This is a genomic window from Cupriavidus sp. GW823-FHT06D04 (assembly GCF_058795055.1).
On sequence record NZ_JBXAHL010000024.1, the window covers coordinates 74,005 to 86,422 of the forward strand.

Here is a 12,418-nt window from a genome sequence, read left to right on the forward strand (position 1 = left end):
CTCCTGATGCCACGTTTCACATGCAATGCCTGCCAGCAACGTCGGCCGCCTGGCGGCCGACGTGCTCAGAACACGGTGCCGTCGCTGATGATGGCGAACGGCGGCGCGCCACCCGGGCGCCGCTTGGCGGCAATGCGGCGCCCCGCCGCCCAGGTGCCGCCTTCCAGCACGCGCGCAAGCGGGAAATTTTCTTCCTGCAAGCCAAGCGCCTGGCGCACGCCGTCGGCCACCAGGTCCAGGCCGGTCACTGTCAGCGCGCGCCATTCGACGATCACGGGCTCATCCACCGCATGCGGCACGGCGGCAAAACCGGGGTCGCGCGGCACCATCAGCTCGAAGTCGTAGAGCAGGCCGCCGTTGCGGTATTCGGGCAGGCCCGTCAGCGCGTCCAGCCCGGTCACGGTCAGGCCGGCGTCTTCCAGCGGCTCCAGCAGTGAATAGGTCAGCCATTGCGTGAGCTTGTGGAACGGTACCAGCCCGCCCGGCGCGGCCGGATGCCGCCAGCAGTCGCCCAGCGAAACGCCTTCGACAATGATCCGCCCCGGCCATACCGGCCCCAGGCCGACCAGCAGCGTGCGCAGCAGGAAGCCGGCGTCGAGCTGCCCGTTGACCGCATGCGCCTTCAGGTAGTCGTAGAGGTTGCCCAGCCGCGCCGGCCGGCCGAACAGCGCCGGAGTCGCCTCCATCACCTCGCCCAGGCGGCGCAGCAGGCCGGCGCGGCCTTCCAGCCCCACCAGCGGGTTGTGCTGCGCGACCTGGAAGGCGTGGGCGATGCTGTCGGCATCGATGCGCTGCAGCCGCTCGGCGTCCGCGCGCAGCGGATCGCCCGGCGCGGCCGAGAAGCCGCCGCGCGCGAACAGGACGAAGCTGGCCACGCCCAGCCCTTCCGAGCGCGTCAGCACCAGGTCGCTGGCCGGATCGCGGTAACGCCAGTCCGGGCCGGCGCCGGCATCCAGCAGTACGCTTGGAATGACCAGGTCGATGCCGATGCGGGCGCGCTCCTCGCGGTGCTCTGGCCCGCTCAGCGCGGCACGCTCGCACAACACCTGCCAGCGGTCCGCGCGCTGGTCGACGGCGCCACTTTCAAAATGGCGCCAGCGGCTGTGGTACGGCACCTGCAGGTCCGGATAGCGCTGGCGGATGGTGCTGGCGACATAGTCGGCAATTGCATGCACGCGGTCCGGATGCCAGGTGAAAAGCTCGGACGCGCCGCTGGCCACGTGTTCGGTGACCGCCGCGCAATGCGTGCGCACCGCCTCGGCACACAGCAGCGCCGAGGCGGGATGCCCTTCCGGCACCGGGCTCAGCCAGCCGGCACCCGGCCGCATCTCGTTACCTGTGCCCTGGCGGTCCATGCCGGGCTTGCCATCCTCGGGAAACATCGTCATTCGTTCAACCCCCTGCCCTTTGCCAGGGCCAGTTCGTTCGCATCCGGCGGCGTGTAGTGCGTAAAGTAGCCGGCGGCCACCTTGGCATCGATCTCGACACGGGCATCGGCGGGGATCAGGGCCTCGGGGATGGCCACCTGCTCGACCACCTCGATGCCCTGCGCCACCAGCGCGCCATGCTTCATGTTGCTCATCGACGCCCAGCGGTCGATGCGGCGGATGCCCAGCCAATGGAACACATCCGGCATCAACTCCTGGAAACGCATGTCCTGCACGCCTGCCACGCATTCGGTGCGGGCAAAGTAAGTCTCGGCACGGTCGCCGCCCACCTGCCGCTTGCGGGCGTTGTAGACCAGGAACTTGGTCACCTCGCCCAGCGCGCGGCCCTCCTTGCGGTTGTAGACCACCAGCCCGACACCGCCCTGCTGCGCCATCTCGATGCACACCTCGATGCCATGTGCCAGATACGGCCGGCAGGTACAGATGTCTGACCCGAACACATCCGATCCGTTGCATTCATCGTGCACGCGGCACGCCACGCGGGTCTCGGGCTTGCCCAGCTGGCTGACGTCGCCGAAGAAGTACAGCGTCATGCCGCCGATGGGCGGAAGGAACACCTTCAGGTCCGGCCGCGTCACCAGTTCCGGGAACATGCCGCCGGTCTGCTCGAACAGGCTGCGGCGCAGCACGCTTTCCTTGATGCCGAAACGGGCCGCCAGCCCGGGTAGGTACCACACCGGGTCGACCGCCGCCTTGGTCACCCGCACGTCGCCATTGGCATGGAGGATGTCGCCGTCGGGCTTGAGCCGGCCGGCCGCAATGGCCGACACCAGCTCCGGCATGTTGATATGCGCACGGGTGACGGCGATGGTCGGGCGAATATCCACGCCGGCCGCGATGCGGTCGGCAAAGACGGTGGAAACCAGGTGGCCCCAGGGATCCAGCGAGACAATTTTCTCCGGGTCGCCCCATTGCGGATGCGGCCCAATGGCTTCCGCCGGCGCGGTATCGGTCAGGTCGGTGCGATGGTCGCGCTGCAAAGCGCCCGCGGCAACCGCCAGGGCCCGGTAGATGGCGTAGGCGCCAGCATGAGTGCCGATCACATTGCGCTGTGCCGGATTCGCCAGGCTGGCGATGACCGGCCCGCGCTCGGCCGCCGTGGGGGCGCCCCAGTGGATGGGCTCGGCCGGCTTGTCGCGGCGTGCGTGTGAGGTGAGGACGATATGGTCGGACATGGCACCCTCGGTTCCCGATGGAATCCTGACCAAATGGTCAGGTTTACGATTCCATACTAGGCAACCTTTGTGCCATCGCCCAATGCCCGTTTACGCGAGTGTTGCGGCAATGTGTGTGGCGCCGAACGCAAGTCCGCGCTGGCGGCATGCACGCATCGCGTGCCGGCGGCGGGACATCGCGGGTGCATACGCACCAACAAAAGGCGCGCACGGCCATGCGGGCACGGCGCCGTCCGGGGCAAACCGTGCCGCCGCTGCGCGGCAGTGCCTGCAAGCATTACACGCTTTGCCGGCCGGCGGGGTCGCGGCCGTTGCCCAGCAGCGCACGCAGCGCCGCCAGCGGCTGGGCGCTTTCGATGTAGCGATAAAACAGCACGCCGGCCACATTGCTGAGCCCCCACGCGGCAACCATGCCGAGCGCGTTCAGCACCGGCTGGCCCGGCGCCAGGTTCGACACCAGCGCGTTGACCAGCAGGCAAACCGGAAAGTGAACCAGGAACACCGAATAGGAAATGCGCCCGAAGAAGCCGACCACGCGCGCCCGCGGCCAGCGCTCCAGCCAGCCGCCGCGGCGCGCCACCGCCAGCAGCAGCGCAGTGGCAAGCGCCACCGCGATGCGCAGCCGGAAATCCACCGCCAGCGCCGCCAGCGCGACCGCGCCGATAAGCAGCAGCGGCAACACCGGGCGGCCGGGGTTGGACGCCCAGTAGGCCAGCGCCCCCATGCCATAGGCGCCGAAGAAGTACACGGCCCAGATATCCCACGCGGCATCGCGGTTGAACCAGAACAGCGACGCCACCGCCACCAGCGCCACGATGCCGATGCTGGCCCCGGCACCCGCCGGCGCTTTCCCGCCCGCCACGGCGCGCGCGGCCCACAGCGCGCCCAGCAGCAGCGCAAACAGCTGCAGGTCGATAGCCACGTACCAGACCCCGGCCGAGAGCGCATCGACATCGAGCACGTTATGCAGCAGCGTCACGTGCGCCAGGAACTGCAGCAGGCCGGGCGGCGCGGGGATCGAGTCGTGCACCATCCAATGGCGCGCCAGGGCGGCACCGGCAATGCTGAGCAGCAGCGCCGCGGCAAAGGGCACCACCAGCTTCTGGTAGCGCCGCCACAGCACCAGCAGCGGATGCTGGCGGATCTCCAGCCGGCCATGCGGCGCCAGGCTGCGCGCGGCGAGAAAGCCGCTGATCACTAGGAAGACCTGCACAGCGATGCGGGCGTAGTCGTACAGCCAGTCCACCAGCCCCGGGGCCAGCCGATACGCGGTATCGGACATCGGGCCATAGAAGGCCAGGTGATGGAGCACGATCAACTGGGAGCTGACCGCTTTCAGGGCGTCGATGCAAGGCAGGCGCGACGGACGAGGGCTCATTGTTATAGGAATGCTGCAATTGCCACGGAAGGCGCGATTCTACCTGCTTGCACCGGCTCTAATATGGCGCATACGCCACTACCTATAGATTCGTTACACACTGCCCCGGCTTGTTGCGAGTTTGCCGTCGCGGCCCAAAATTCAACTGTCGGGTGGATAGGGGGGACGTCAGGCTTGAACCACGCATTCAAGGGACGTTTCTTTGTGCGCCAGTAGGCTAAGCTACAATCACCATTGCCACTGGGGCCCGCTTATGCAGCACCGCACGCTCTTCTCCCGCGCCGGTCACGCCTTCCGTTGCGGCTTGGCTGTGTGCTCCCTCATCGCCCTTCTGTCCGCGGCCCTGGCGGGATGCGAGGGAGTCCCGCGGGATACCGCGGCGACACCGCCACCGCCCCGTCAACCGATTGCGCCCAGCGACGACGTGTACCCCGCCCCGACCACGGTGCGCGACACGAGACCTGCGGCGCGCACTCCGTAGGCGGCATTTGCCGGCCGCGCCCCAGCAACCGCGGCCTGATTAGCCGGCCGAGCGCTGCAAGCGCATCGATACCGAAAAGCTGTCCGCGGGATGCACCGTCACCGAGACTTCGAACGTCTCGCCGGCCGCATCCATATAGCGCCGCACGATCTTCAGCGCCGCGGCGCCAGGGTCCAGCCTGAGCGCGTCAGCAACGCGCCGGTCGCTGACCGCAACCGCGCGCACATCCTGGTAGATCTCTGCAATCTGCCGGTCATAGCGTGACTCGATCAGCGTGCTGACCAGCGTGTCGGGCGACTCCCGCACCATCTCGCCGATCTCCGCATAGGCAGGATCCACGTAGACATCGGTCCACGCCATCGGCGTGCCGTCCTTGCCGCCATCCATGCGCAGGCTAGAGATGCGCAGCCAACGCGCACCGGGCGCGCAGCCGATTTCCGCCGCGACGTCGGCCGGCACGGCAACCTCCTCGACCGACTGCACCACGCGCAGGTGCTCCGCGCCGAACTGCACCAGGTCATCCACCGACGCCAGCGACGGCCGGAACACCGGCCGCGGCCTGGCCGATTCCACCCGCGTGCCCACGTTCTTGCGCCGCGACACCAGTCCCAGCTGCTGCAACTCCTGCAGCACCGCACGGATGGTGTAGCGGCTGGCCTGGTACTGCTCGCACAGCTCGAATTCGGTGGGCAGCAGCGACCCGACCGCGTAGCGGCCGGTGGTGATCCCCTCGATAAGTTGCCTGCTGATCTCTGCTGGATTGGATTTATTCATGACCGCCTGCCGCGTCACAACCATTGAACGCGGGTTAACCCTCATTTTCTAAATATGTTCGAACATATTTAATGTGGATATGTTCGAACATATTACCGGACTGCCCCTTTCCCCTCAAGGTAGCACCATGACCCTGTTCTCTGCCCCCACCGCCAGCACCGTCGTTGATTCCATCCTGTTCCGCGATGCCTTTGGCACCGCCAAGATGCGCCAGATCTTCTCCGATGTGGCGCTGATCCAGCGCTATATCGACGTCGAGGTCGGGCTCGCCAGGGCCGAGGCCAGGGTCGGCGTGATCCCGGCGGAAGCAGCCGAGGTCATCGCCCGCGAATCGCGCCTGGAGCGCATCGACTTCGACCACATGCGCGAGGAGACCGACATTGTCGGCTATCCGATCCTGCCGCTGGTGCACCAGCTGGTAGCGATGTGCGGCGAGGCCGGACGCTACGTGCACTGGGGCGCCACCACGCAAGACATCATGGACACCGCGGTCGCGCTGCAGGTGCGCGACGCGCTCGACAGCATCGACGCCGATATCCGCGAACTGCGCGGCATCCTGGCCGACCTGGCGGTGAAGCACCGCGACACCCCGATGGCGGGCCGAACCCACCTGCAGCAGGCGCTGCCGGTGACCTTCGGCTACAAGGTGGCGATCTGGCTGGCCATGTTCGACCGCCACCAGCAGCGCCTGGCAGAACTGCGCCCCCGCGTGGCCGTGGTCGAATTCGCCGGCGCCGCGGGCACGCTGGCGTCGCTGGGCGGACAAGGCGACAACAAAGGCTTCGTCGTGCAGGAAGCCCTGGCTGAAGAACTGGGCCTGGGCGTTCCCGCAACCACCTGGCACGTGGCGCGCGACGGCTTTGCCGAGGCAGTGAACCTGCTCGCACTAATCACCGGCTCGCTCGGCAAGATCGCGCTCGACATCATGATCATGGCGTCGACCGAGTTCGCCGAGGTCTACGAGCCCTTCGTCAAGGGCCGTGGCGCCAGCAGCACCATGCCGCAGAAGCGCAACCCGATCTCCAGCGAGCTGATGCTGGCGGCCTCCAAGGCGGTGCGCCAGCACGCCGGCCTGATGGTCGACGCGATGGTGCAGGACTTCGAACGCGCCACCGGCCCCTGGCATGCGGAATGGATCGCCATCCCCGAGAGCTTCATCCTGAGCGCCGGCGCGCTGCACCAGGCCAGGTTCGCGCTGGGCGGCCTGATCGTCGATGAAGCCCGCATGAAGCACAACCTGGGCATCTCCAAGGGCCTGATCGTGGCCGAGGCCGTGATGATGGGCATGGCCCCCCATATCGGCCGCCAGCAGGCGCACGACGTAGTCTACGACGCCTGCCGCACCGTCAACGAACACGGCGGAACGCTGGCCGACGCGCTCGCCGCGCTGCCCGAGGTCACCCAACACTTCGACCGCGCCACCATCGACCGCATGACCGATCCGGCCAACTACCTGGGCCTCGCGCCGCAGATGGTCGACCGCGCCATTGCCCTTTCCAAGCAATCCGCAGCCTGAAACCGCAGACCAGTCGCCCGGCATGCCGCTGAACAAGGCACAGGCGATCTGCCATCACAAGAACACCGACACAGGAGACAAACCCCATGAACCCCATCAGCAAGCTGGCCGCGTGCGCGGCACTGGCCATCGCCACGGCGGCGGCCGCTACCCCGGCGTTGGCCCAGGCCTGGCCGACCAAGCCGATCACCTGGATCGTCCCGTTCGCAGCGGGCGGACCGACCGACGCGCTGGCGCGCACCATTGCCGAGCGCGTCTCGCGCGAGGTCGGCCAGTCGATCATCATCGAAAACTCGCCGGGCGCCGGCGGCACTGTCGGCGCGGCCAAGGCGGCGCGCGCGCCGGCTGACGGCTACACCATGCTGGTGGGGCACATGGGCTACATGGGCGCGGCCCCCGCGCTGTACAAGAAGCTGCCCTACGACCCGGTCAAGGATTTTGCGCCGGTGTTCCGCTTCCCGGATACGCCGATGGTACTGATGGTGCGCAAGGACCATCCCGCCAAGGACGTGCGCGCGCTGGTCGAGTACGGCAAGAAGAACCCGGGCAAGCTCAATATCAGCAACGCCGGCATGGGCTCCACCTCGCACCTGGTGGCGACGCTGTTCGCCGCGTCGGCGGGTATGCAGGTGTCGCTGGTGCCGTACAAGGGCGCCGGCCCCGCGCTGATCGACGTGATCGGCGGGCAGGTGGATGGCATGTTCGACCAGACCAATACCGCGCTGCCGCAGATCACCGAGTCCAAGGTGCGGCCACTGGCGGTGACCTCGGCCACCCGCGTGGCGCAGCTCAAGGATGTGCCGACGCTGGCGGAGTCGGGGCTGCCCGGCTTTGAAGCCAGCACGTGGTACGGCATCTACGCGCCCAGGGGCACGCCGCAGGCCGTGGTCGACAAGATGCAGCAGGCCTACCTGAAGGTGATGAGCGACAAGGCCTTCACCGGCAAGATGACCGCACAGGCAATCCAGATGCTGCCGCCTGAGCAATACACCGCCGCGGCGCTGGGCAAGCACACCCAGTCCGAGATCACCCGCTGGAAGACCGTGGCGGCCAAGGCCAACATCTCGCTGGACTGAGCACCATGTCCGGATTGCGCATAGAACACGACGCCTTCGGGCCGGTCGACATCCCCGCCGACCGCTACTGGGGCGCCCAGACGCAGCGGGCGCTGGCGATCTTCGAGGTCGGAGAAGAACGCTTCCCCGCCTGCCTGGTCCACGCCTTCGGCGCGCACAAGATGGCGGCGGCCAAGGCCAACCTGCGCTGCGGCGTGCTGGATGCCGCAATCGCCGAGGCCATCATCGCCGCCGCGGCCGAGTTGCGCAGCGGCCAGTTCGACAGCCATTTTCCGCTGACCATCTGGCAGACCGGCTCGGGCACGCAGACCAATATGAACGCCAACGAGGTCATCGCCAACCGCGCCAACGAGCGGCTAGGCCAGGCCCTGGGCACGCGCGCGCCGGTGCACCCGAACGACCACGTCAACGCGTCGCAGTCTTCCAACGACAGTTTCCCGACCGTCATGCACATGACCGCCGCGCTGGAACTGGAAGACCGCCTGCTGCCCGCGCTGGCGCTGCTGCGCGACACCCTGCGCGAGCGCGCCCACGCCTTTGCGGATGTGCTCAAGATCGCGCGCACGCACCTGATGGATGCCGTACCCATGACCATGGGCCAGGCCTTCGAAGGCTTCACCGCGCAGGTCGATCACGCCATCGAGCGCGTGCGCGACGCCCTGCCCCGCATGCTGTTGCTGCCGCAGGGCGGCACTGCGGCCGGCACCGGCCTGAACGCGCCGGCGGGCTTCGCCCAGGCGTTTTGTGCGGAAGCCAGCCAGCTGACGGGCCTCGCCTTCCGCCCCAACCCGTGCAAAGTCGAGGGCATGGCCGCGCACGATGCACTGGTCGAACTGTCCGGCGTGCTCAACGTGATCGCCGTCTCCTTCACCAAGATCGCCAACGACCTGCGCTGGCTCGGCTCGGGCCCGCGCTGCGGGCTCGGCGAGCTGCTGATTCCGGAGGACGGCCTGACCTCGTCGATCATGCCCGGCAAGCGCAACCCGACCATCGCCGAGGTAATGGTGCAGGCCGCCATGCAGGTAGCCGGGAATCATGTCACGGTGACCATGGCTGGCGCCTCCGGCAGCTTTGAACTGAACGTGGCCAAGCCGGTGCTGATCTACAACGTGCTGCAGTCGGTGCGCGTGCTGGCCGACAGTGCGCGGGTGTTCGCGCAACGGCTGGTGCAGGGGCTGGTCCCCAACCAAGATCAGCTGGCACGCAACCTGGACAGTCCGCTGCTTGCGGTGACCGCGCTCAACCCGGTGCTGGGCTACGACCGTGCAGCGCAGATCACGACGCATGCCGTTGCGAAGGGAATTTCGCCGCGGGAAGCCGCGATTGCGCTAGGATTTCTGAGCGGTGAGGAATTTGACCGGCTGGTGAACCCGATGCGTCTGGCGAAGGGGAACCCATAGGCATCAACCGCTGCGGCGATACTCACGGTCGCGAAATTGCTGATCACTTAGTCGTCTGCTTTCGGCCAGGACGAGACTTGCTACGACCCACGCGGCGGTGACCGCGTTATGGCAAGCTACAGTCACGCCTCGATCAAATGTCCGATACCTATGACCAAGCGCAAACCATGGATCTATGGAAGTGCCATCATCGGCCGTGACTGCTTGCAGCAAGACAGCTCATTCGATGCTCTAGTGAAAGAAGGGGGGTAAAGCCGTCAGCACAAAGTTCGTCGGCTTCAGCATTTCTCAGCAGTGCCCCCATCTTGCATCAATCGGCTGGTTGGCGACATCGCGTTACCAGCCGAGGCAAGGATCACGCCGACGCTTCAGGCGACGCTACAGCCGGAACCACTTTCTTCGCCGAAGCCCGCTTCTTCGTCACAAATTTCACTGCGACCGCCTTCGGGCCTGCTTTCGCGGCAACCTTGCCCTTAGTACCGGGTGCGGCCTTTTTCGCGACTGCTTTCGTTACGGCAGCTTTACTGCCCGTCGCCTTCTTGGCGCCTGCAGCCTTGGCCTTCTTCGCCAAGAGCTTGTCCTTTGCCGCTTGCTTTTCAAAACGGGCCGCGGCCTTTGCGGCTTCCACTGCCTGGGCAACCTCGCGCTTAGCCGCTTCAATTGCCTTCTTCGTGTCGGCGCGCAGCTTCAGCAAGCGCTTCTTCGCTGCCTGTGCCTCGCGGGCAAGCACGCTGGCCTTTTTCGTTGGCACGACCACCTTCTTTGCGGCAGGCTTGCCCTTGGCAGTTGCACTTACCCGTGTCGTTTTAGTTGTTGCGACCATGTTTTGTTATTCATAGTTGTGAGTGAAGCGCGGAGTATAACCGCACGAGTGGCGTTACATAATAGAGGTCAGTTTCTTCTTTATGTTGCGTCCAAGCGCGATCAGTCGGCGACTGAGATGCTGCCCCCTCTTCCGCAGCGCTTTCTTATTGGTATGTGGTACGTTCGCCAACTCAATCAGAGAAGCTCAGAGTGCAGCGATTCCTCGCCGCTTCCCTCCACATTGCAGGTGCCGCCGAAGGTGGACTACCGGCTGGCCGATTGGGACTTGGTTGCCTGACAGCAGGGTTGCGGCATATCGGGGCATGCTCGAATCATGGCGCATACTCCCGCGCCTGGACAACGGAGCGGGCTCAGACCAACCGCCCCGTTGCCCTGCCATGCTCAGGACAGGCACTCCCCGCTGTCGCGCGCGTCGCTGCGCGCGCCGTCGGTGAAGCCATCGCGCGAGCTGATGCGGGCGCCATCGGTGTAGGGGTCAGGCTTGCGCATGCCGTCTAGGTACGGATCAAAGCCACGGACAGCACACACGGACCTGCCCTGATGCGCGACCACGGGCAGCATGGCGGCCTCGGTGGCCGGACTGTGCGCGCCATCGGTAAAGGCGTCGCGCTGGCCGTTGTGTTCCGGCGCGGCAACGATCAGCGCATCAGCATATGCACCGGCGTGGGCGGTCTGGCTGAGCCCGGCGGCAAGTGCGGCAGCGGCAAGCAGGGTCTTGGCAAGGGTCTTATGCATTGCAATCTCCAACAGGGGTGTCGGCGGCGTTGCCGCGACGGCACTCCTCGTGCAGGCGATCAGCTACGGAACGGTATCGCCCGCACGGGACCGCCTCTGCCGTGCAAGCCGTTTCCTGGCGTGGGCCGGCTGCCATCCCATCGTGGCAGCGGCGTCGCGCCGGACTCCTGGATAAGGGGTACTTGCGCCCGATGTCGCAAGCGTGTTACGTCAGGCGGGCCTGATGTTCTGATTTACGCGGAACAGGTTGGCCGGGTCGTATTTGCGCTTGATCTCGGCCAGTCGCGCATAGTTGTCGCGATAGGACGCCTTCACGTTGTCATTGCCCTCGTCCATCATCATGTTGATGTAGCCGCCGCCAGCAGAGTGCGGATGCAGGGCCAGCCAGTAGTCCTTTGCCCACTGCACGATGCGATCGTTGTTGGCCGGGTCGGGATCCACGCCGACAATCACGCTGGCAAAACTGGCATCGCGGTAGCTGAAGGCCGTGTCGTCGCAACTGGCGCGATGCGCTGCACCATTGATCGGATACAGGTGCATGGTCGAGTGCATCGACGGCAACTGCTGCGCGTACTTGATGTGCAGATCGATGGCCTTGTCGCTCAGGTCGCTGACGAAGTCGGCTTTCCAGTACCACTGCAAGCCCGCCGGATACAGTCCGTCGAACAGGCTCTGCAGGACAGGCCAGGGGATTGGCCCGGCAAAGTCCACCGCCGGCGGCATGGCCTCGCGAATCGGACGGAAATGCGTTTCGGCCTGGTCGAGCGGTCCGGTGTAGCACCACACTACGGCGCACATCTTCCGCAGGTGGACTTCCTCCGGGAAGGGCGCTGCGGGCGGCACCGTGACGAAACCGAACCAGCCATTGATGTCCTGCGGCGCGCTCAGGATGAAGTCGCGCCACCATGTCATCAGCTCGCGTGCCTGCTCCATCGGCCACAGCATCGGGCCGCCATAGACCGTGGCTACGGGATGAGCCTTGAACTCGAACGACGTCACCACGCCGAAGTTGCCACCGCCGCCGCGCAACGCCCAGAACAGGTCGGCATTTTCGTCGTTGCTTGCGGTGACGACTCGCCCGTCGGCCAGCACGACCTCGGCGCTGAGCAGGTTGTCGATCGTCAGGCCATAGGCGCGGCTGAGGTAGCCGATGCCGCCGCCGAGCGTCAGTCCGCCCACGCCAGTGGTCGAGATGAAGCCACTCGGCGTCGCCAGCCCGTAGGCACTGGCGGCGTGATCCACCTCGCCCCAGGTGCAGCCACCGCCAACCCGCAGCGTCTTGCGTCCGGCATCGATAAACACGCCCTTCATGGGCGACAGGTCGATCACCAGTCCACCATCGCATGTGCCGAGCCCGGCGCCATTGTGCGCGCCGCCACGCACCGCCAGCAGCATCCCGCTGTCGCGCGCGGCGTTCACCGCCGCGATGACGTCCGCAACATCGACGCAGCGCGCGATGATCGCAGGACGCTTGTCGATCATTCCGTTGTACACGGCACGCGCCTGGTCGTAAGCCGCGTCGCCCGGCTGAATCAGTTGTCCCCGAAAATGCGCCTTGAGTGCGGTTGCGACGGGTTCGCTCAACGAAGCTTCCATGGTTGTCTCCTGTC

Annotated in this window: 10 protein-coding genes; 3 read left to right on the forward strand and 7 right to left on the reverse strand. The window is 66.3% G+C overall.

The annotated features are described in order from the left end of the window. Positions 1 to 65 precede the first annotated feature (65 nt). From AC1Q7H_RS25480 to AC1Q7H_RS25495, 4 genes are all read right to left on the reverse strand, one after another. Positions 66 to 1,388 carry a URC4/urg3 family protein gene (locus tag AC1Q7H_RS25480; protein WP_013953241.1) on the reverse strand — a complete coding sequence of 441 codons (1,323 nt, stop codon included), beginning with the start codon at positions 1,386 to 1,388 and terminating at the stop codon, positions 66 to 68. After that, the gene (locus tag AC1Q7H_RS25485) at positions 1,385 to 2,623 is read right to left on the reverse strand and encodes a GTP cyclohydrolase II (RefSeq protein WP_013953242.1); all 1,239 of its coding nucleotides are present in this window, start codon (positions 2,621 to 2,623) and stop codon (positions 1,385 to 1,387) included. Before AC1Q7H_RS25485 ends, AC1Q7H_RS25480 begins: the two co-directional genes overlap by 4 nt. Positions 2,624 to 2,900: 277 nt before the next feature. Beyond that, positions 2,901 to 4,001 carry an acyltransferase family protein gene (locus AC1Q7H_RS25490; RefSeq protein ID WP_013953243.1) on the reverse strand — a complete coding sequence of 367 codons (1,101 nt, stop codon included), beginning with the start codon at positions 3,999 to 4,001 and terminating at the stop codon, positions 2,901 to 2,903. A gap of 520 nt (positions 4,002 to 4,521) precedes the next feature. Further along, the gene (locus AC1Q7H_RS25495) at positions 4,522 to 5,256 is read right to left on the reverse strand and encodes a GntR family transcriptional regulator (RefSeq protein ID WP_041228907.1); all 735 of its coding nucleotides are present in this window, start codon (positions 5,254 to 5,256) and stop codon (positions 4,522 to 4,524) included. 127 nt (positions 5,257 to 5,383) lie between these two features. On the opposite strand from AC1Q7H_RS25495, the gene AC1Q7H_RS25500 reads away from it, so the two are divergent. From AC1Q7H_RS25500 to AC1Q7H_RS25510, 3 genes are all read left to right on the forward strand, one after another. Continuing rightward, positions 5,384 to 6,772 carry a class-II fumarase/aspartase family protein gene (locus AC1Q7H_RS25500; protein WP_153953466.1) on the forward strand — a complete coding sequence of 463 codons (1,389 nt, stop codon included), beginning with the start codon at positions 5,384 to 5,386 and terminating at the stop codon, positions 6,770 to 6,772. An 86-nt stretch (positions 6,773 to 6,858) separates the two neighbouring features. Beyond that, positions 6,859 to 7,848 (forward strand): tripartite tricarboxylate transporter substrate binding protein BugD, encoded by a 990-nt coding sequence (locus AC1Q7H_RS25505; RefSeq protein ID WP_013953246.1) that lies wholly within the window; start codon positions 6,859 to 6,861, stop codon positions 7,846 to 7,848. Between the two features lie 5 nt (positions 7,849 to 7,853). Continuing rightward, the gene (locus AC1Q7H_RS25510; protein WP_153953465.1) at positions 7,854 to 9,248 is read left to right on the forward strand and encodes a class II fumarate hydratase; all 1,395 of its coding nucleotides are present in this window, start codon (positions 7,854 to 7,856) and stop codon (positions 9,246 to 9,248) included. A gap of 355 nt (positions 9,249 to 9,603) precedes the next feature. On the opposite strand, the gene AC1Q7H_RS25515 is transcribed toward AC1Q7H_RS25510, so the two are convergent. From AC1Q7H_RS25515 to AC1Q7H_RS25525, 3 genes are all read right to left on the reverse strand, one after another. Beyond that, complete coding sequence (locus AC1Q7H_RS25515) at positions 9,604 to 10,071, reverse strand: fumarate hydratase (protein WP_153953464.1); 468 nt, start codon at positions 10,069 to 10,071, stop codon at positions 9,604 to 9,606. 383 nt (positions 10,072 to 10,454) lie between these two features. Beyond that, positions 10,455 to 10,808: a hypothetical protein gene (locus AC1Q7H_RS25520; protein WP_013953249.1), complete on the reverse strand. Its 354-nt coding sequence runs from the start codon at positions 10,806 to 10,808 to the stop codon at positions 10,455 to 10,457. A 210-nt stretch (positions 10,809 to 11,018) separates the two neighbouring features. Continuing rightward, on the reverse strand, positions 11,019 to 12,404 hold the full coding sequence (locus AC1Q7H_RS25525; protein WP_492381876.1) for an FAD-binding oxidoreductase: 1,386 nt from the start codon (positions 12,402 to 12,404) through the stop codon (positions 11,019 to 11,021). Positions 12,405 to 12,418 lie beyond the last annotated feature (14 nt).